This window comes from Ruegeria meonggei (assembly GCF_042768335.1).
Taxonomy (GTDB): Bacteria; Pseudomonadota; Alphaproteobacteria; order Rhodobacterales; family Rhodobacteraceae; genus Ruegeria; species Ruegeria meonggei.
In genome coordinates, this window is record NZ_JAXHBT010000002.1 from 293,524 (window position 1) to 312,834 (window position 19,311).

Consider the following 19,311-nt stretch of genomic DNA (forward strand, 5'->3'; position numbering starts at 1 on the left):
TCGTGGTTCCGGGGTTCCGGCAACCGAATTGTCGCGCACGAGGCAGGGAATACAAACAAAGACGCGCGACGCGGATCGAGCTTCGATCGGCTCTGTTCAGACAGTCAAGTCGGTTTCAGACCTTGCAACCGATTGTTGTGTCAGCGCGGTATCAGCAAACTGTCACACGGGTGCAATTGCGCCCGGACAATTCCCTGTTCAAGGGCAAAAATGCGTTGCAGGTCAACGCGGTTTGGCTTCACATACGGCCATGACGCAGCCAATGATACATTCGGACCGCGACTCCAACGGTGTCTGTCTGCGGGTGACGGGAGAATTGCTGACGCAGTCTCTGGAAACCGTTGAACAGGCGTTTTCGGCGTTCCAACCCGATGGTGGCAATGTCACTGTTGATCTGTCTAAGATCGAAGCGCTGGATACCGGCGGTGCATGGCTGGTTGCGGATCTTGCGCGACGCGTCCGGGCCGCAGGGGCGCATGTAGCCTTCAAGGGCCTGAAACCGGCCCATTCTGCACTGTTGGATACGGTGGCTCAGAATATCCCGGATGAGCAAGGTGTTGAGGCCGAACACCGTAGTTTCGTTGATTGGGTTGCAAGCGTTGGCGAACGGTCTGTGGGGTCTTGGAACGACTCGATGTCGCTGCTGGGATTTCTGGGCCTGACCCTGCACCGTCTAGTTCGGACAATCCTGATGCCGCACCGGTTGCGCCGGGCCGCGCTGGTGTCTCAGATGGAGGAAACCGGGTTCAAGGCGATCCCGATTGTCGCGCTGATGGGGTTTCTGATCGGTGTTGTACTGGCCTTTCAGGGTGCCACGCAGCTTAAACAATTTGGCGCTGAGATTTTTGTGGTTGAGCTGATCTCGATCTCGGTTCTGCGGGAACTGGGCATCTTGCTGACGGCTATTATTGTCGCCGGTCGTTCCGGATCAGCCTTCACTGCTTCAATCGGATCGATGAAAGTACAAGAAGAGATCGACGCCATGCGCACGCTGGGGCTGGACCCGATCGAAGTATTGGTGATCCCGCGGGTTGTTGCCCTGCTGATTATGCTGCCGATCCTTGGCTTTATTGCCGACATTTCCGCCCTGATCGGCGGCGGATTAATGAGCTGGATCGACCTTGACGTCAGCCCCGGCATGTTCATGACGCGGCTGAAGGAAAACACCGGTGTCTGGCAATTGGCCATCGGCATGATCAAAGCACCCTTCTTTGCCTTGGTAATTGGCGTCATAGCGTGCTGGCAGGCAATGCAGGTCAGAGGATCTGCCCAGAGTGTGGGTCAGAGGACGACAGCTTCCGTGGTGCAGTCGATCTTTATGGTAATCGCGCTGGACGCCCTGTTCTCGATCTTCTTCTCAGTGATGGGGGTCTGACATGGACGGCACCGTGCTGGAACAGACCTCCAAGGCCGGCGCACAGCGCGAGGCCGTGATCCGTGTGCGCAATCTGACAAACCGGTTTGGGCCTCAGGTCGTGCACGATGACCTGAACCTGGATGTCTGGCGCGGTGAAGTTCTGGGCATCGTGGGCGGATCAGGCACCGGGAAATCGGTCCTGCTGCGCACCATTGTGGGGCTTAACAAACCCGCCGCAGGCAGTATCGAAGTGCTGGGGGTCGACGTTTTGAACGGCCCCGAACAAGAACGTCGTCGCATTGAAAAACGTTGGGGCGTGGCGTTTCAGGACGGTGCGTTGTTTTCCTCGCTGAGTGTTCTGCAGAACGTCATGGCCCCACTGCGCGAACATACCGGGATCAGCGAAAACCTGATGAAGGCACTTGGTAGTCTGAAGATTAGCTTGGTCGGTCTGCCGCAACTCAGCTGTGGCAAGCTTCCGTCTGAATTGTCAGGCGGGATGCGTAAACGTGCGGCGCTGGCCCGCGCGCTGGCACTGGACCCCGAGATTGTGTTTCTGGACGAGCCCACCGCAGGTTTGGACCCGATCGGCGCGGCAGCCTACGACGAGTTGATCGGCGAGCTGCAACATGCGCTTGGATTGACCGTGTTCATGGTCACGCATGATCTGGACAGCTTATACGCCATTTGCGACCGCGTCGCGGTGCTTGCAGAAAAACGCGTGCTGGTTGAAGGTCCAATTGAAGAAATGACCAAAGTCGACCATCCTTGGGTACAGGAGTATTTCACTGGCCCCCGGGCGCGCGCGGCGCAAGAGAAGGGGCAGGACAGGTAAAGGCAATGGAAACCCGAGCGAATTACATTCTGATTGGCGCGTTTACCCTCGCGGGTATCCTTGGCGCCTTTGGCTTTTTCCTATGGCTCGCAAAGTTCGAGGTATCGCGTCAATATGCCTACTACGACGTTCTGTTCGACAATGTGTCCGGCCTGTCTGCAGCCGGCGGCGTCAGCTATAACGGCCTGCCCGTCGGGCAGGTGATTTCGCTGCGATTGGATGAGGAAGATCCGTCCAAAGTCCGGGTCAAACTAGAGGTCGACGCGGAAATTCCTGTGACTGAAAACACCATCGCACAACTGGATTCTCTGGGCGTGACCGGCGTCAGTTACGTTGAGCTGACGGGCGGCACCTCAGGTGGAAAAAGGTTGGAACAAAACAGCGTAATCAAAAGCAAACGCAGCGCCATTCAATCGCTGTTTGAAGGGGCGCCCAAAGTTCTGGATGAGGCCATCACCTTACTTGATAACCTCAACAAAGTTGTCGACGACAAGAACCGCAAGTCGGTCAGCGACATACTCAGCAATCTTGCATCGGCATCGGGCAAACTGGAAAACACCTTATCGGACTTTGAAAACCTGTCCTCGGATCTGGGTGGTGCAGCCAAAAAACTCGGCAATTTCACGGATCGGTTGGATCAACTGGCCGATACCGCAGAAACAACGCTGAAAACCGGGACGGATACTTTAAAAAGTGTGAAGGCAGCCTCTGAGTCCGCGACGGTCGCACTGGACAGCGCCAAGGGCACAATCGAAACGGCTGATCGCCTGATCAAGGAAGACGTCAAACCCTTCATAAGCCAGGCTACGGAATTGGCTGAACGTCTGTCAGGCCTGACTGAAGAAGGTGGCGTCGCATTGGCAACCGTCAACGAAACCTTTCTGAACGCAAACAAAACGCTGGGCTCGATTACCGGCGCGATGGAGACAGCAAAAGGAACGCTGACCTCGGCCGAGCAGGCATTCGACTCGGCCAACAAGGTCATAAACGAAGATATTGGCGCTGTGATGAGTGATGTGCGCACAGCCGCAAACGAAGTTGCGTCGACGGTGAAAAACGTCACTGAACGGCTGGACGATATCTCGGCAGACATCCTCAGCGCGTCCAAATCCGCATCAGAGCTGTTAGGCACAATCGATGGCATCGTACAGGACAACCGGCGCCAGCTGTCTGATTTCCTGCGTGTCGGCCTGCCGCAATTCACGCGCTTTATCGAGGAATCGCAACGACTGGTGATCAGCATGGATCGGCTGGTGGACAAGGTCGAACGTGATCCAGCACGCTTCTTACTGGGCACCCAAGCATCGGAGTTTCGCCAATGATCAGGCTTTTACTTGTGGCACTTTCGTTGGTGTCGCTGGGCGGGTGTACGGGGCTGGATACGCTGCGGCAAGCGTCCAAGCCAAACGACCTCTACCTGTTAACACCGAAAAGCACGTTTTCGTCTTCCTTGCCGCGCGTTCAAAAGCAGATCGTCGTCCAAGAACCAACAGCAACCGCCGCCGTAAACACCGACCAGATCGCCATTCAGCCGACACCGTTGCAGGTCCAGTATCTGCCACGTGCCCGCTGGGTAGATCGCGCGCCTTTGATCGTTCAGGCTTTGCTGGTGGAAAGCTATGAAAACAGCGGTAAAGTCGCTGCCGTGGGCCGTTCCACTGTCGGGCTGCGCGCTGATTACGTGATCGTACCCGATCTGCGAGAGTTTCAGGGCCTCGTGGTCAGTGATGTTGAGAACACCAAAACCATACGTGTCGAAGTGCGCATGAATATCAAGATCATCGACGAGTTTGACGACAAAATCATCGCATCGGATTCGTTTAGGGAATACATCGTCTCGGCCAGTGATCAGACACCGGATTTGGTCAAAGCGTTTGATGAGGCACTGGGCAAGACTATGAGGGATGCCGTGGAATGGAGCGTCCGCAAAATCAACGCCCATGCGGCCAATAACCCAAGATAAACCGGGCATAGAAGTGGGTGCTGTCAGAATACAGCACCCACAACTCAGACCTACTGGGCCAGAGTTTCTGCCAATCGGATCAAAGTGACGGCTTCTGCCCGATACCCAAACGAATCCTGACCTTTCGCGGAATTGGCCAATGCAATGGCGTCCTCGTACGACCACGACCCCAGGTATTCGCCGCCGCGCAGCAACTGGCCAAACCCGGCAATGGCGTAAGAAAACTGCACGTCTTCGCTTGCTACGCCTTGCCCGGCAAAGATCGGCTCTTCGATTAATTGGCTTTGATTTGCGCCAGGTATCTTGTAGCGCAGCTTGAAGAACCCAATTTCATCTGATCCGTCGGTCGCTACCTGCTCGGTATAGCGCAGCGGTCCGTTCCTGATCGCATCCGATCCAACGGGGGTAACCTCATAGATCGCCGTCACTGTGTGTCCCGCGCCAATATCCCCTGCATCTACCATGTCATTCGAGAAGTCCTCGCGCCGCAACGCGCGGGTTTCATATCCGATCAGGCGATACTCGGCGATCTGAGTCGGGTTGAATTCGACCTGTATCTTGACGTCGTTGGCAATCGGGAACAGAGCACCGGTCAACTGGTCGACCAGCACCTTGCGTGCTTCACCCAGCGTGTCGATGTAAGCAGCCTGCCCGTTTCCGTTCTGAGCCAGCGCCTGCATTGTCGCGTCATCAAGGTTACCGCGGCCAAAGCCCAAAACACTCAGAAACGTCCCGCTGTCGCGTTTTCCCGCAATGAAGTTCTGTAGCGCATCAGGGTCCGACAGGCCAACATTGAAATCCCCGTCAGTAGCCAGGATCACCCGCGTCACCTCACCCTCGGCAGTCATGCCTTCGGCCACTTGGTAGGCTTGCTGCAACCCGGCTTGACCTGCGGTTGAGCCACCGGCCTCTAACTGTTCCAGTGCGGACAGAATTTTTGCGCGTTCCGAGGCTGCCGTGGGCTCCAACACCTGCCCGGCACTGCCTGCGTATGTAACAATCGAGACCTGATCTTCGGGCCGCAATTCCGACAGCAACAGACGGAAGGATTGTTTCAACAGGGGCAGCTTGGTCGGGTCCTGCATCGATCCGGATGTATCGATCAGAAAGACGAGGTTCAGTGGTGCGCGTTCTGCGATCTGAGGCAATTCACCCTGAATGCCGATATGTACAAGCTGAGTACCCTCGTTCCACGGGGTTTGCGACACCGTGATTGTCGGACGGAACGGCATTTCACCTTCTGGCGCAGGATAGGCATAGGGGAAATAGTTCACCATCTCTTCGACCCGTACTGCGTCTTTGGGTGGCAACTGGCCCCGCATCAACGAAGACCGGGCGATTGAATAAGACGCCGTGTCGACATCGATCGAGAAGGTCGAGACCGGCTCTTCGGTCGTGACTTTCAGCGCGTTTGTGTCGGAATTGGCGAAGGCCTCGGTGTCAGCCTCGGGCACAACTCTTTGATCAAGCTCAATCGGCGAAGGTGCTATCGACGGAGCCCGTTCGTACAATGCCCCACCAGCAATCCCGGATTCCATTGTCGCGCCCAGCGAACTGGACTCTTGCGCATTTGACTTACGCACTCTGGGCTTAGGCGACGTTGCAGGGGCATCCGCGACCAAGCCTTGCAGGTCTGACACAGCACCATCATGAACCGATTCAGAGTTTGGTGTTGGCAAGATACCAGCAATCGGCTCAGCCTGCCGATTTTCTGCACGACTGGTGGGATTGACGACATAGTCCCGCGTCTGCGGCACGATCATCACCAGCGCCACGGCGGCAATTGCGGTGGTCGCTGTCAGTGCACCGCGATGGGAGAGGGCATTCAACATGGTTTTCACTCCTTCTGTCAGGCGGGCTATCCGGCCTCGCTTGTCAGTAGGACGTGCGCCAGTTTGCAATCCTTGGGCGCGATTGAAATTTTCCTGCGCTATCGACAGGTTTTCGGCCCGGCGCTGTGCATCGGGCGCGGGCGTGGCTGCGTTCATCAGTGTTTTAAGGTCGTCAAGATCGTCTGTCATTGGGCCAGCTCCTCTTGTCGCAGGGCGCGCAGGCGCTTGCGGATATCTGACATGCGCCAGGAAACGGTGCCCTCGGAAACACCCAGTACGTCGGCGGCTTGGGCATGAGTCATCTCATCCTCGAGTGTCAGGGCCAGCGTGTCCTGCAGGTCCTGCGGCAAAGACTGCAGGGCCCGCTGCAACCAATCGACAGCCTCGGCGGTTTCCGCGGCTTCGGCCCGGCGCATCTGTTCAACATCCCCCCACCCGGTCGCGGCGCGGCTGTAGCTGGCCTGACGGCGGCGCGCGTCTTCGGCGGCGTTCACGACCACCCGGTAAAGCCACGTGGTGAACTTTGCCTGCCCCCGAAATCCGGCAATTTTTGCTGGCAAGGCCGCGCAAATGTCTTGCGTCAAATCCTCGGCCTGGTCGGCGCGGCCGGTCAGACGAAAAGCAAGGCGAAACACCCGGTCGTAATGCCGCGCCAACAGCGCGGCAAAGGCATCTGCGTCACCTTTCGCCGCTGCCCCGGCCAGATTTTCGTCCGTTGTTGTCATACGCATCACGATGAGTAAGACGGATCGAAAAGGTCAATCCTTGGCGTTGGCGAAAAAAAATTAAAAATGATCTGCCGAAGCCATTTTCCATTCGGCTGCATATTGATCGGGGACTGTACCCGTCAGAAGGGCGCCATCCTCGACAAAATCGTAAAGCTCGGCATAAGACCGTTCCCTTTCATCAGCTGTGCGGCGGCGAATATCGGCGGGGCGCAGCTCTGCGACCTGGTCTTTGCCCATCGCACCCAAAAGCTCGCGGAAGCTCTCCAGCGTTGCGTCGTGAAAACGATGCACCCGCACGCGTTTTTGCGGCACATTTACCGCCCGACCCCGGATCGGATCCTGTGTGGCGACGCCCGATGGACAGCGGTTTGTGTTGCAATGCAAGGCCTGAATGCAGCCGACCGCAAACATCATCGCACGCGCCGCGTTGCACATATCGGCCCCCAGCGCGAATTTTTCGACCATATCATACCCAGTGGCCACCTTGCCCGAGCAGATGATCCGGATCTTGTCGCGCAACCCGACCCCGCGCAGGCAGTTGTTGACGAAAATCAATGCTTCGTTCAGCGGCATGCCCAGGCGATTGGTAAACTCGACCGGTGCCGCGCCGGTGCCGCCCTCTGATCCATCAATCGTGATGAAATCCGGCAGGATACCGGTTTCCAACATCGCCTTGCAGATCGCCATGAACTCGGACGGTCTACCAATACACAGCTTGAACCCGATGGGCTTGCCATCCGACATCTCGCGCAGGTGTTGCACGAAATGCAACAATCCCGTTGGCCCGTCGAAAGCTGAATGCACAGGCGGGGAAATCACATCCTGGTGCTCGGGCACGCCGCGGATTTCGGCGATTTCCTTATCTACCTTAGCCGCAGGCAGCACCCCACCATGGGACGGTTTTGCCCCTTGCGAGAGCTTAATCTCGATCGCTTTGACCACGTCGCGCCTGGCATTTTCAGCGAATTTGTCCTTGTCAAACCCACCCTCGGGCGAGCGGCAGCCGAAATAACCCGTGCCGATTTGCCAGATGATATCCCCACCTTCGGCCAAGTGGTGCGGAGATAATCCGCCCTCGCCCGTGTTATGTGCGAAACCACCGTCTTTGGCGCCACCATTCAAAGCCCGGATAGCATTGGCACTGAGCGCGCCGAAACTCATCGCCGACACGTTCAAACGCGACGCGAGATAGGGTTGCGTGCATTGCGGCCCGCCCAACATCACACGTTCTTCGCTTTCAGCCACATCCTTGGGCGCAAGCGAATGGTCGGCCCGGTGATAGCCAACGCTCAGAATATCGTATTGGGTACCGAAGGCCTGCGTGTCCACCTGCCCCTTGGCGCGGGAATAGACCAAACTGCGAACAATCCGATTGTAGGGGCGGCCGTTTTCATTTGTTTCCACAAAATACTGCCGGATTTCCGGGCTCACAAATTCCAACATATAGCGGAAATGACCGAGCACCGGGTAGTTGTTCAGGACGTTGTGCTTGGTGGTCAGCATGTCATAGAGGCCGATCACTGAGTAAGGGACCAATACCACAAGCAGCCATAAGATGGGTGGCCAGAAATACCCCAACAAAACTGTTAACGGCAGGCAAACATAACTCAGGATGTAATAGAGTCTGCGTACAATCATTCGTGCTCTCCCTAAGTGATGCGCAATCGGTTTTGTGGCAACGTGGTACAATTCGGTATTTGGTTGCAAGCATTTGTACCCGAAATCACAGGTTCGGGGGAATTTGTGAAAAGAGGCAGAGGTTTAGGCACAGTTGATCCATCCGCCAGCAATAGGTATGCCCAAGAAAAGGCGAACCAGGCAGGATCATCGACCGTGACACAAACCCGACCCGCTGTCCGGACCTTGGTCCTGATGTTCACCGCTGTTTTCGTTGGCGGTGCAGTGGGTTCTGTGCTGCGCGAGGTGTTTGCCGCCCAAATACCCGGTGCTCCGATCCTGACCGCCACTTTTGGCATCAATATCGTGGCGTGTTTCATACTTGGTTGGCTCTATTCCATACGTCACCGTGTTCATGCGCATGTGGTGCATCTGGGTGCGGTAGGGTTTTGCGGTGGGTTGTCCACGTTTTCGTCCTTTGTGGCCGAGCTTGAGCGCCTGGCATCATCGCATTTGTGGGTTGCGGTGTCTGCCGCAGGGTTGGAAATCACCTTGGGTTTGGGGGCCGCCATTCTGGGCGAGGTCGTTGGGCGCAGGCGAGACGGACCAAGGGCCTCGGAATGAGCGAGCTGTACCTGCATGTCATGTTCGGCCTGGGTGGCGGACTGGGGGCCGTGTTTCGTCACTGGATTGCGCTGCGGATCAATCATGATCTGCCACTGTCAACGTTGATCGTGAACGTCTTGGGCAGCCTGCTTCTGGGTCTGTGGATCGGGTATCTGGGTGGCCCGGTCGATATGGGAGAAGAAGAAAAGCGGTTGGTATTTGGCTTCTGCGGCGGATTCACCACCTTTTCCAGCTTTGCCTATCAAACGCTGGAGTTGCGGCGCGAACGGACGATCGCGCTGGCCGCCGGGAATATCCTCCTGAGCCTTGCTTTGTGCTGGCTTGCCCTGTGGATGGGTCTGGTCGTGATGCGCTAATGCGCATGAACCTGCGCTTGGGTTTCTGCCTTGGGTGCTTTGCAGAAAAACAACAGCGGTATAGTCGCAAGGGCCAGCAGACCCAGATTGTTGAACACCGTCAGATAAGAAATCAACTCGGCTTGCCGCGAGATTTCCTGACCTAAAAAGGCCGCTCCCTGGGCACTGTCCGGCGTTAGCCCAAGCGGTGCCAAATAAGCCTGGGCCGCCGGATTATAGGGCGTCACATTTTGGCTGAGGACAGCCGTATTCGTCTGCAATCCGCGCACCACCCAGGTACCCACCAGCGAAATTCCGACCGAAGACCCTAGTTGTCGGGTTACGTTGAACAGGCCTGACGCCTCGTCCTGCCGGGATTTTGAGATGCTTTCAAAAGCAAGAATGGACATGGGTACAAACACCAGCCCCATTCCAAGCCCGCTCACGGCGCCCGGCCATGCCAGTTGCCAGAACCCGGCATTCAAATTCAGCGCCCCGAGCATGAAATTGCTGATGGCTGTCAACAACATGCCCACCCCGGCAAGGACACGCGGATCGAACCGGGAAACCAGAATAGCTCCTGTCGCAACCATTGAGATCCCCGCAGCAATCCCGCGCGGGATGAATAGATGGCCGGATTCGATAACCGGATAATCCAACAGGTTTTGCACAAAGGTCGGCAAAATGGCGATGCCACCAAACAGTGAGATGGCAAACCCGGCGATGACCAGGTTACACAGGGCAAAATTGCGATCTGCAAACAGGCGCAGGTCGACAACAGAGTTTCTGGATGTCAGCGCGTGGTAGAGGAACCCCAGAGCCCCCAGAACAGACGCAATCACCGCCAATTGAATGGCGTGCGACGACAACCAGTCTTTGGTCTCGCCCTGATCCAGAACAAATTGCAGACACCCGATGCCGATGGCCAGCAACGCCAGACCAGCCCAGTCGATGCGAACTTCTTCGGTTTCGTCCTCCGGCAACTCTCCGGCCAAAAGCAGCAGTGCCATAGCCGCTACCGGGAGGTTGACAAAAAACACCATTCGCCATGAGAAATATTCGGTGAGGATCGCACCTACGGTCGGCCCAAGAACCGGCGCAACCACAACACCAAGCCCAAATACCGCCATCGCCTGCCCGCGTTTTTCGCGTGGAAAGGCATCAAACAGAATGGATTGTGACAAAGGTATTAGAAACGCACCGAACATGCCCTGCGCCAGCCGAAAGATTACGATGGTTTCAAGGCTCCAGGACAGGCCGCACAAAACGGACATCGTGGTAAATCCGATGATGGCGGTCAGGATGAGCCTTCGCCTCCCGACCCGGCGGGCGACAAATCCGGTCAAGGGCATGACCACGACAGCCGAGACGATATAACTGGTCAGAATCCAAGTGGCCTGATCGGTTGTGGCCCCGAACGCTGCCTGAATATGCGGCAGCGCGACATTGACGATGGTACTGTCCAGCACCTCGAGTATCGCACTGAGTACAACGGCGACGACGATCACCGAGTTGATGCGGCTTGCCGCCGGGGCTGTCATTGCCCGGCCTGAACTTCGCTGGTGTCCACGGTCACTTTGCTACTGCCACCCACGCGCAGCGGTGCGTCCGTTGGGTCAAGCGCGACGCGCACCGGGAAACGGCGCGTGACCTTGACCCAGTTGCCGCTGGCATTCTCGGACGGCAACAATGAGAAGGTATCCCCCGAGCCCCGGCCGATCGAAACAACTTTGCCCGTCAGGGTCACACCGGGCAGCATGTCGATCAGTATACGAACCGGCTGCCCCGGGCGAATACGGGGCAGCGAGGTTTCCTTAAAATTTGCATCTACCCACCAATCCGAGGATTCAACGATGGAAAACTGCGGTGCGTTTGCGGATACAGCGGACCCAGGCCGCAGGGTCAGGTTGGCGATCCAGCCATCTGCGGTGGCATACACTTTGGTCCAGTCTAGATTGGCCTTGTCAATTTCCAACTGTGCCTGTGCCGACAGAACCTCGTCCTGCTTTGCCGCCACCCCGCTTTGCAAGGCCAGTAGGCTGGACTGCGCGGTGGTCAGACGGGCCGAGGCCTCTGCGAATTCTGACGAAACCTGATCCAACGATGCCTGAGCCAGATCACCATCCGAGAACAACGCCCGTGCACGTTCGAGGTTTTTCTTTGCCGTGTCATACGCAGACTGGGTGGATCCGACCATCGCCTCTGCCGCCGTGATCTGCGTGGAAAAGGACTGAGCCTGTTGTATCGCGCTGTCCAGATTGGCCTTGGATTGATCAACCGCGGCCTTGAACTGCGTGTCATCAATGGTGAACAGCAGATCCCCTGCCTTAATCGGCTGATTGTCTGAAATCGGCACTGCGGCCACCTGCCCCGTGACCTGCGCGGCGACATAGATAACATTCGCCCCAACATAGGCGTCTTTGGTGGATGGGTAACGCTCCTCATGGCGCCAATACAGAAACAGGCCAACGGCGATTGCGGCCAGCATTGCGGCAACGGCTGCGGCTTTCATCGACTTCATGGGTTGGGCCTCATTCGGGTTGCTGGGGTCGACGCTTACATTGGATAGGTGTGCATACGCACCGCCAGATTCCCCATGATCCACACGGTTCCAAGGATAATGATCAGCAGGACAAGAGTAGAAAACAGAACCAGATCCAGGTCTTCACGGCTGCTGCGGCGCCGGTCGATATGCAGAAAATAGACCAGTTGCACAATCAATTGGGCCAGCCCCAACAGGCTGATTGCCAAATAAACGCCCTTGGTTTCGATCCCATAGGTATAGGCGATCAGGAACACTGCCAGCGTCAGCAAAAGTGACCCGCCATAGCCGATCACATAACGGCGGCGCTCGCGACGATGCATCTCGCTCCGCTTATCCATAGGTCAGGCCTCCGAAATAAACGATGGTGATGATACCGATCCAAATCAGATCGAGGAAATGCCAGAACAAGGCCAACCGCACCACACGGGACATCAACAGGTCAGTCAGGCCAAACACGCGCAGTTGAATCCCCAGCACGATCAGCCATAGACACCCCACAGAAACGTGCAGACCGTGCAGCGGCACCAATCCGTAGAACGCAGACAGGAACCCGCTGCGCTGGGGAATCCCGCCCTTTTCAGCCATGGCTATGAAATCGCGGATCTCGAGCACCAGAAAGCTGAGTCCTAATACCAGCGTGACACCAAACCAAAGAACGATCCTGGAGCGCGGCAGGTTGTATTTAAGGGCCAACATCGCCAGCCCTACCGTCAGACTGCTGGTCAGCAGGATCATGGTTTGGGCAAATATACTCTTCAGGTCGAAAAGTTCGTGTGGCCCCGGCCCGCCCGCCTGCGCATCGATCATGGTGATGTAGATTGCAAACATCAGGCCGAAATAAACCAGATCGCTCATCAGAAAGACCCAGAAGCCGAAGGTAACCACTTCGGTGGCTTTGTGGGCACTTTCATGCCGCCGCCCAAGGTTAAGTCCCGGATAGCTATGCGAAGGCGCGCGTTTCATGTCACCACCTCCAGATCAGGTCGGGCAAGACCAAGGTTTTCCGGGGTTGTTTCGTCGTTGCGATCAACCGGCGTGGAGGTGTGAACCAGATCCAACCATGCCTCGTGCCGCTTGCGCACTTCTTCGGCCGGAATGATCTCTTCCGTGTCGCCTTTGAACGTCCACGCGATGAATGTCACAAGCATCACAACTGTCATCAAAGCGGCAAGCCACCAGATCCACCAGACCAGTGCGAACATCCAGACACCACTGAAGACACACAGCATGAAGCCGATACCAGTATTGCGCGGCATCGCAATATCCTCATAGGCATCAGGCGTTGGGTAGGCCTCGCCCCGCTCTTTCGCAGCGGCGAAATTGTCCCGGTCCGTAATCTGCGGAATGATGGCAAAGTTGTAGGGCGGCGGCGGTGCCGGGGTTGACCATTCCAAGGTTCGTGCATCCCAGGGATCGCCAACGGGTACGCGGGTGTTGGCGCGGTTGCGGATACTGACCCACAATTGAACGATCACCGACAACAAAGCGGCCAGTATCACCAGCGCACCCAAAACCGCGACGATCATGTAGGGGTGAAAGCTTGGATCCTCCCAGCTAAACGACCGGCGCGGCATCCCCATAAGCCCGACAAAGTAAAGCGGCAGGAAAGTCAGCATGAACCCAACCGTCCACAGGACAACCGTCACCCGGCCCCAAAACTCGTTCAGGCGAAAGCCAAAGGCCTTGGGAAACCAGTAATTGTAGCCCGCCAGCAGGCCAAACAACACACCGGGTAACAGAACATTGTGGAAATGCGCCACCAGGAACAGCGTGTTATGAACCTGATAGTCGACCGTAGGATTGGCCAGGATCACCCCGGACAACCCGCCGATGACAAACAGCATCAAAAAAGACAGCCCGTAAAGCATGGGCACAGAAAACCGGATACGCCCCCGGAACATTGTTGCCATCCAGTCATAGACTTTCACGCCAGTCGGGATCGCGATCAGCATCGTGGCAATGCCAAACACAGCGTTGATCAACGCACTTTGCCCCATAGTAAAGAAATGGTGCAGCCAGACGGTGAACGACATCACCGCAATCGACATTGTGGCGATCACCAGAGAATTATATCCATACAGCCGCTTGGCCGAGAATGTCGCGAAAACCTCTGAGTAAATACCGTAGGCGGGCAGCACCAGCAGGTAGACCTCGGGGTGACCGAACAGCCAAAACAGGTTGGCATAGTTCATCATGTTTCCGCCCAGGTCATTGGTAAAGAAGTGGAAGTCCAAATATCTGTCCGCGGCCAGCATCAAAGCGGCAACACCCAGAGGCGGCATCGCAAAGACAATCAGGATCGAGCTGCAGATGATCGTCCAGCAATACATCGGCAGCCGCATGAATGTCATTCCCGGTGCCCGCAGCTTATAAATCGTCACGGCAAAATTGATGCCGGTCAGCGTGGTGCCTATCCCTGAGACGACGATGGCCCAGATCCAGTAGTCTGGCCCTACTCCAGGGTTGAAGGCCGCGCCGGTATAAGGTGGGTACGCCGTCCAGCCACCGGTCGAGAATTCACCCACCACCAGTGACACCATCAGCATCATACCCGCAGACACTGTCAGGCCCAGGCTGATCTGGTTCATCACTGGAAACGCCACATCGCGCGCACCGATCATCAGAGGGACCAGAAAATTCGCCACGCCAAACACAAACGGCACGGCCACAAAGAAGATCATGATCGTCCCGTGCGTGCTGAACAGTTCGGCAAAATGTTCGGCTTCAAGAAAGCCGTCACCCGGCCCGGCCGCCTGTTGGGCACGCATCACCACACCTTCCAACACGCCACGTGCCAGCATCACGATGGCAAAGACCACATACATGATGCCGATCTTCTTGTGGTCCGCGCTGGTCAGCCAGTCGCGCCACAATGGCCCCCAAAGCCGGAACCATGTCAGAAGGCCCACAACGGCAACAACTCCTACGATCACGATTCCAGCGGCAGTATTTGCCACGATTTCATTCGCGTTGGGTGTTTGGATCAGCCCGGCAAGGGGGAAGGCATCCCAGCTCAGACGGCCAAAGAAGCCGGATTCGGCAGATGTCATTGGGTGGCCTCCTGCCCAAATTCGGCTGTTCCCGGCTGTTGATCTGCCGGCAGCGACTGCCCGCCGTGATACCGGTGCAGGATTGAGTGGAACAGATCACCATCCTCCAGCGTGAAATACAGCGCTTTTTCCGGCATTTTTTCTGTTCCCAAGGCAGTCTGAACTTCATCCCGGTCCGTGCGCATGGCCAGTGTTTCATAGGTTGCAGCATCCAGCGGGATTCCGTTCGCGCGCACGGCCTCTACCCAGGCATTGAAATCCGTGGGTTGCATCGCCAGCGTTTCAAACTTTTGTTTGGTAAACCCACGGCCATTGTACTGAGTGTTTTCGCCCTGCATCGTCTCGGGCGTGTCTGCAACAATGTGCAGTTGAGTCGTCATTCCCGGCATGGCGTAAATCTGACCGGCCAGTGCCGGGATCATGAAAGATTGCATTACCGTGTCGGTGGTCAGCGTCATCGCCACTTGTTGTTTCACTGGAATACCCAGCTCTCCCACACTGGCGATGCCCAGATCGGGATAGATGAACAGCCATTTCCAATCCAACCCGACAACCTGCACGTTCAGCGCTGGCGTTTCACCAAATGCGGCGGTGTAGGGATCAAGTCGGTAAGTCGCCTTCCACAGGTAAAACGAAAGGATCGCGACGATAATCACCGGCACGCCCCACATCACGAACTCCAACCGGGCTGAAAAATCCCATTTTGGCTTGTAAGCGGCGGCGCCTCCCTTGCGCCGACGATAGCGTAATGCGATCAGCGGAACCAGAACAAGTACCGGAATCACCGCAAGCAGGATCAAAACGGTTGCCCGCAACAGATGCGTTTTCTGGATGGCCGCGATGGGTCCTTGAGGATCCATGAAACTGTTGCTGGCCCAGGCCATCTGCGCAGAAGTGGCGATGATCGCACAGGCCGCTGGAACTGCCAGTAACTTTGCTGAGGTTTTGAGTGGGGCCACGCCTGATTGTCCTCTTATCCCTTCGCCTCCGGCCAACTATCGGCAGAGTCACAGGATTTCACAAGGCTTTTTCCGAAACCCCCGATTGTCCGGCAAACAGTTCAAACAACCGATCACTTACGAACGCTCAAAAGGCAGAGGCCATCCGGTTGACTTGAGCGTGAGGGCAGGTGAGATAGGTGACCAATGCGCTGGATCATTCTTGCCCTTTGTACGTGGTGCCTGGCCACTGCTGCCTCTGCGCAGGATCGCGCAGCGGTTGAGCGGCAGTTTCAGGCGTGGTTGCAAAACACGATCTGGCCCGCGGCCAAAGCCAAAGGTGTTTCACGCCGTACCATGCAGCAAGCCTTTGACGGTGTGACCTTGAATTGGAAACTGCCTGATCTGGTACCGCCAGGCACCGCGGCTCAGACTCCGAAGCGACAGAAACAGGCCGAATTTGGCTCACCTGGCAAATACTTCAATGCCAACTCAGTACAGGGCGCAACTTCAGTGGGCCGCCAGATGGCACGGCGCCATGCGGCTACCCTGGCCCGCGTCGAAGCCGAAACCGGGGTGCCAGGGCGCATCATCCTGGCCATCTGGGGACGCGAAAGCGGATATGGCCAAGTTCCCATACGCCACGACGCGTTTCAGGTACTGGGAACCAAAGGCTTCATGAGCACCCGCGCGAACTATTTCACCGAAGAGCTGATCGCGGCGTTGCAAATTGCCGAGGCGGGGCACGCCCCATCCGACAGTTTGAAAAGCAGTTGGGCCGGGGCGCTTGGGCAACCGCAATTCATGCCGTCGAACTTTTTGGCCTATGCGGCGGATGGAAATGGGGATGGGAAGGCCGATATCTGGACCTCGCCCGAGGATACGATCGCCTCCATCGGCACTTTTCTGGCCCAACATGGCTGGGTCGTCGGGCGCGATTGGGGGTTCGAAGTATCGGTGCCCAAATCCGTCTCCTGCGCGTTGGAGGGGCCGGACCAGGGCAGACCTATCCACGACTGGTCCGCGATGGGGATCACCCGCGTGTCGGGCAAGACTTTTCCGAAACATGAGATGTCAGGCGAGGGGTATCTGATGATGCCCTCAGGCCGAAACGGGCCTGCCTTTGTGGTCACGCCAAATTTCTACGTTCTCAAGGACTACAACAAAAGTGACCTCTATGCCCTGTTTGTGGGCCATGTCGGCGACCGCATCCAATACGGTGTTGGCGATTTCAACGGCCGGTGGGGTAATGTCGGCAACCTATACCGATCCGACGTTGCGACCATGCAGCGCGCGCTGGAACAGCAGGGCCATGATGTCGGCGGCGCCGACGGGTTGCCAGGATACAAAACGCGTCGTTCAATCGGACGCTGGCAACAGGCGTCCGGTCGCGCGCCTACCTGCTTTCCCGAGGTCGGCATGAAAAGCGCTCTGAAACCCTAGCGATTCGCGCTGAACTTTGCGGAAAACGCCAGATCAAACCCTCCATTCAAAAAAACCAATGCGGCACCCTTCACAAAAGTGTCAAGAAGACCCCAAGTTTCATTATTAAATTTCCGATACTCCCCCGGTTTCGTTCACAATCCACCTCTAGTTGCTCAATTTGCAGGCAAAGGCTTTAACCCGTTTTCAAATAATGCCACCTTCACCGGCAGTGAAAGGCGACTTTCGCAAACACGTTCCCGACTGCAAACCGAAAGACTGCGACGCGGTGTTCATTGCGATCTGAAAAAGCAAAATCTGAACCAGTCCCGGTCTCTTTCAGGGTCGGACAAACATGGTGGCCAGCAGCCATCCTGACAGGATGCGCGTGCCGTGCCCCCAAAAATGGGAGTATAAAAACATGAACAAGTATATTCGGACATCTTTGGCGGGGCTAATGACCTCGACCATGATCACCAGTGCTGCATTTGCGGCCGGAACCCATCCGGATACCGGCGAGGCGCTGGCGGATGACCAGACCTTTATCTACCGTCTGTTGGATGAGCACAGTTCAGTCGATCCACAGGTTGTCGAAGACACGTATGGTGCCGAAATTGCGCGGGACTTGTTTGAAGGCCTGATGAATCAGGACGAAGAGGGCAATCTGATCCCCGGCGTGGCCACTGGGTTCACCACCAACGACACCAAAGACGTCTATACCTTTACGCTGCGCGACGAAGCCAAATGGTCTAACGGCGAACCGGTTACAGCAGGTGATTTTGTTTACGCCTGGAAACGTGCTGTCGATCCCGCCCTGTCGTCACCTTATGCGTGGTTTATGGAACTGATGTCGATCGAGAACGCGTCGGAAATCATAGCTGGCGACAAGCCGATTGATGATCTGGGCGTTAAAGCCATTGACGACAAGACACTGGAAGTCACGCTGACAGCGCCCCTGCCCTATTTCGCGCAGATGACAACACATTCCACCACTTTCCCTGCTCCGCAAAAGGTGATTGAGGAATTCGGCGACGCATGGACCAAACCAGAAAACATCGTCTCGAACGGCGCTTATATTTGGACCGAACATTTGCCGCAGGAACGGTCTGTTCGTGAACGCAACGAGATGTACTGGGACAATGAAAGTACAATTCTCGACAAGGTTGTCGCCCTGGTCATCAACGACGAAAACGTCGCCCTGACCCGTTATCTGGCCGGCGAACTGGACCGCACCGAAGTGCCCGCGGGTCAGTTCCCACGTCTAAAGCAAGAGCACCCGGATGAGGCCATCAGCTTCCCGCGTCTGTGCAACTATTATTATACCTTTAACGTATCCGACAGCGGCCCCGAAGAATTCAAGGACCCCAAGGTGCGTCAAGCCCTGTCACTGGCTGTTGACCGGGACATCATTACCCAAAAAGTAAAAGCAGGTGGTGAACCCCCAGCCTATACATTTGTTCCAGAAGCAACCGCTGGGTTCACCGTTCCCGCCGTTGAAATGGCGTCTATGGATCAGGCCGAGCGCGATGAGCTGGCCAAAGAACTGCTGGCCGAGGCCGGGTATGGCCCGGACAATCCGCTGAGCTTTGAAATGGTCTACAACACTGATGAGGCACATAAAAAGGTCGCCGTGGCGCTAAGCCAGATGTGGAAACAGAAGCTGGGCGTACAAGTCGAACTGGCCAACATGGAATGGAAAGTTTTCCTGGAAGAGCGGGGCAACCAGAACTTTGATCTGGCGCGCGGCGCATGGTGTGGCGACTATAACGAAGCATCCACCTTCCTGGATCTGCTGCAGTCGGACTCCGGCTATAACGACGGCAAGTACAACAACGCCCGCGTTGATGAACTGCTGGCAGAAGCCAAAACTTCTGACGATCCAGCCCCCCTTTACACCGAGGTCGAGCGCATCATCGCACAGGAAACCCCAGTTATTCCGATCTACCACTATGCTGGCGTCTACATGATGGACAGCGATGTCGGGAATTGGCCGGTGAATAACGTCGAGCAGAACTGGTATTCGAGAAACCTCTACAAGCTCGCCGAATAATCATCCTTTGAT

Annotated in this window: 17 protein-coding genes; 8 read left to right on the forward strand and 9 right to left on the reverse strand. The window is 56.5% G+C overall.

What is annotated here, in order from left to right; all coding sequences use genetic code 11:
• Window positions 1-250: 250 nt before the first annotated feature.
• Genes SJY13_RS21420 through SJY13_RS21435 form a run of 4 tightly spaced genes read left to right on the forward strand, consistent with a single transcriptional unit; the run spans window position 251 to window position 4,155 of the window.
• Window positions 251-1,375 (forward strand): ABC transporter permease, encoded by a 1,125-nt coding sequence (locus SJY13_RS21420; protein ID WP_377194156.1) that lies wholly within the window; start codon window positions 251-253, stop codon window positions 1,373-1,375.
• 1 nt (window position 1,376) lies between these two features.
• A complete protein-coding gene (locus SJY13_RS21425; protein WP_085822261.1) occupies window positions 1,377-2,192 on the forward strand; it encodes an ABC transporter ATP-binding protein in 816 nt (271 codons plus the stop codon).
• A 5-nt stretch (window positions 2,193-2,197) separates the two neighbouring features.
• Window positions 2,198-3,514, forward strand: a complete 1,317-nt coding sequence (locus SJY13_RS21430) for an MlaD family protein (protein WP_377194158.1) — start codon at window positions 2,198-2,200, stop codon at window positions 3,512-3,514.
• Window positions 3,511-4,155 carry an ABC-type transport auxiliary lipoprotein family protein gene (locus SJY13_RS21435; protein WP_377194160.1) on the forward strand — a complete coding sequence of 215 codons (645 nt, stop codon included), beginning with the start codon at window positions 3,511-3,513 and terminating at the stop codon, window positions 4,153-4,155. The genes SJY13_RS21430 and SJY13_RS21435 overlap by 4 nt, the downstream gene beginning before the upstream one ends.
• Before the next feature lie 50 nt (window positions 4,156-4,205).
• On the opposite strand, the gene SJY13_RS21440 is transcribed toward SJY13_RS21435, so the two are convergent.
• Genes SJY13_RS21440 through SJY13_RS21450 form a run of 3 tightly spaced genes read right to left on the reverse strand, consistent with a single transcriptional unit; the run spans window position 4,206 to window position 8,353 of the window.
• Window positions 4,206-6,176, reverse strand: a complete 1,971-nt coding sequence (locus SJY13_RS21440) for a vWA domain-containing protein (protein ID WP_377194162.1) — start codon at window positions 6,174-6,176, stop codon at window positions 4,206-4,208.
• A complete protein-coding gene (locus SJY13_RS21445) occupies window positions 6,173-6,712 on the reverse strand; it encodes an RNA polymerase sigma factor (RefSeq protein WP_377194164.1) in 540 nt (179 codons plus the stop codon). The genes SJY13_RS21440 and SJY13_RS21445 overlap by 4 nt, the downstream gene beginning before the upstream one ends.
• Window positions 6,713-6,772: 60 nt before the next feature.
• Window positions 6,773-8,353, reverse strand: a complete 1,581-nt coding sequence (locus SJY13_RS21450) for an FMN-binding glutamate synthase family protein (RefSeq protein WP_377194166.1) — start codon at window positions 8,351-8,353, stop codon at window positions 6,773-6,775.
• Between the two features lie 195 nt (window positions 8,354-8,548).
• Here SJY13_RS21450 and SJY13_RS21455 point away from each other — a divergent pair, with 195 nt between their 5' ends.
• Window positions 8,549-8,956, forward strand: a complete 408-nt coding sequence (locus tag SJY13_RS21455; RefSeq protein ID WP_377194168.1) for a fluoride efflux transporter FluC — start codon at window positions 8,549-8,551, stop codon at window positions 8,954-8,956.
• A complete protein-coding gene (crcB, locus tag SJY13_RS21460; RefSeq protein ID WP_085822266.1) occupies window positions 8,953-9,315 on the forward strand; it encodes a fluoride efflux transporter CrcB in 363 nt (120 codons plus the stop codon). Before SJY13_RS21455 ends, crcB begins: the two co-directional genes overlap by 4 nt.
• Here the strand turns inward: crcB and SJY13_RS21465 are convergent.
• From SJY13_RS21465 to SJY13_RS21490, 6 genes are read right to left on the reverse strand one after another with little or no spacing between them, the layout of a single operon-like run.
• Complete coding sequence (locus tag SJY13_RS21465) at window positions 9,312-10,835, reverse strand: DHA2 family efflux MFS transporter permease subunit (RefSeq protein WP_377194170.1); 1,524 nt, start codon at window positions 10,833-10,835, stop codon at window positions 9,312-9,314. The two genes, crcB and SJY13_RS21465, sit on opposite strands and share 4 nt — an antisense overlap.
• On the reverse strand, window positions 10,832-11,815 hold the full coding sequence (locus tag SJY13_RS21470; protein ID WP_377194172.1) for an HlyD family secretion protein: 984 nt from the start codon (window positions 11,813-11,815) through the stop codon (window positions 10,832-10,834). Before SJY13_RS21470 ends, SJY13_RS21465 begins: the two co-directional genes overlap by 4 nt.
• A gap of 35 nt (window positions 11,816-11,850) precedes the next feature.
• Window positions 11,851-12,177, reverse strand: coding sequence for a cytochrome o ubiquinol oxidase subunit IV (locus SJY13_RS21475; protein ID WP_085822269.1), 327 nt, complete (start codon window positions 12,175-12,177; stop codon window positions 11,851-11,853).
• Window positions 12,170-12,802, reverse strand: a complete 633-nt coding sequence (locus SJY13_RS21480) for a cytochrome c oxidase subunit 3 (protein WP_377194174.1) — start codon at window positions 12,800-12,802, stop codon at window positions 12,170-12,172. The genes SJY13_RS21475 and SJY13_RS21480 overlap by 8 nt, the downstream gene beginning before the upstream one ends.
• Window positions 12,799-14,889: a cbb3-type cytochrome c oxidase subunit I gene (locus SJY13_RS21485; RefSeq protein WP_377194176.1), complete on the reverse strand. Its 2,091-nt coding sequence runs from the start codon at window positions 14,887-14,889 to the stop codon at window positions 12,799-12,801. The genes SJY13_RS21480 and SJY13_RS21485 overlap by 4 nt, the downstream gene beginning before the upstream one ends.
• Window positions 14,886-15,848, reverse strand: coding sequence for a ubiquinol oxidase subunit II (locus SJY13_RS21490; protein WP_377194178.1), 963 nt, complete (start codon window positions 15,846-15,848; stop codon window positions 14,886-14,888). Before SJY13_RS21490 ends, SJY13_RS21485 begins: the two co-directional genes overlap by 4 nt.
• A 186-nt stretch (window positions 15,849-16,034) precedes the next feature.
• On the opposite strand from SJY13_RS21490, the gene SJY13_RS21495 reads away from it, so the two are divergent.
• Both SJY13_RS21495 and SJY13_RS21500 read left to right on the forward strand, forming a co-directional pair.
• A complete protein-coding gene (locus SJY13_RS21495) occupies window positions 16,035-17,270 on the forward strand; it encodes a lytic murein transglycosylase (RefSeq protein ID WP_377194180.1) in 1,236 nt (411 codons plus the stop codon).
• 400 nt (window positions 17,271-17,670) lie between these two features.
• On the forward strand, window positions 17,671-19,299 hold the full coding sequence (locus SJY13_RS21500; RefSeq protein WP_377194182.1) for a peptide ABC transporter substrate-binding protein: 1,629 nt from the start codon (window positions 17,671-17,673) through the stop codon (window positions 19,297-19,299).
• Window positions 19,300-19,311 lie beyond the last annotated feature (12 nt).

Bases quoted from the DNA above. Each gene is read 5' to 3' on its own strand.
- SJY13_RS21480 (WP_377194174.1), bottom strand. From the start codon at position 12,802: ATGAAACGCGCGCCTTCGCATAGCTATCCGGGACTTAACCTTGGGCGG.
- SJY13_RS21425 (WP_085822261.1), top strand. From the start codon at position 1,377: ATGGACGGCACCGTGCTGGAACAGACCTCCAAGGCCGGCGCACAGCGC.
- SJY13_RS21430 (WP_377194158.1), top strand. From the start codon at position 2,198: ATGGAAACCCGAGCGAATTACATTCTGATTGGCGCGTTTACCCTCGCG.
- SJY13_RS21445 (WP_377194164.1), bottom strand. From the start codon at position 6,712: ATGACAACAACGGACGAAAATCTGGCCGGGGCAGCGGCGAAAGGTGAC.
- SJY13_RS21500 (WP_377194182.1), top strand. From the start codon at position 17,671: ATGAACAAGTATATTCGGACATCTTTGGCGGGGCTAATGACCTCGACC.
- SJY13_RS21435 (WP_377194160.1), top strand. From the start codon at position 3,511: ATGATCAGGCTTTTACTTGTGGCACTTTCGTTGGTGTCGCTGGGCGGG.
- SJY13_RS21485 (WP_377194176.1), bottom strand. From the start codon at position 14,889: ATGACATCTGCCGAATCCGGCTTCTTTGGCCGTCTGAGCTGGGATGCC.
- SJY13_RS21465 (WP_377194170.1), bottom strand. From the start codon at position 10,835: ATGACAGCCCCGGCGGCAAGCCGCATCAACTCGGTGATCGTCGTCGCC.
- crcB (WP_085822266.1), top strand. From the start codon at position 8,953: ATGAGCGAGCTGTACCTGCATGTCATGTTCGGCCTGGGTGGCGGACTG.
- SJY13_RS21495 (WP_377194180.1), top strand. From the start codon at position 16,035: ATGCGCTGGATCATTCTTGCCCTTTGTACGTGGTGCCTGGCCACTGCT.
- SJY13_RS21450 (WP_377194166.1), bottom strand. From the start codon at position 8,353: ATGATTGTACGCAGACTCTATTACATCCTGAGTTATGTTTGCCTGCCG.
- SJY13_RS21475 (WP_085822269.1), bottom strand. From the start codon at position 12,177: ATGGATAAGCGGAGCGAGATGCATCGTCGCGAGCGCCGCCGTTATGTG.
- SJY13_RS21420 (WP_377194156.1), top strand. From the start codon at position 251: ATGACGCAGCCAATGATACATTCGGACCGCGACTCCAACGGTGTCTGT.
- SJY13_RS21470 (WP_377194172.1), bottom strand. From the start codon at position 11,815: ATGAAGTCGATGAAAGCCGCAGCCGTTGCCGCAATGCTGGCCGCAATC.
- SJY13_RS21440 (WP_377194162.1), bottom strand. From the start codon at position 6,176: ATGACAGACGATCTTGACGACCTTAAAACACTGATGAACGCAGCCACG.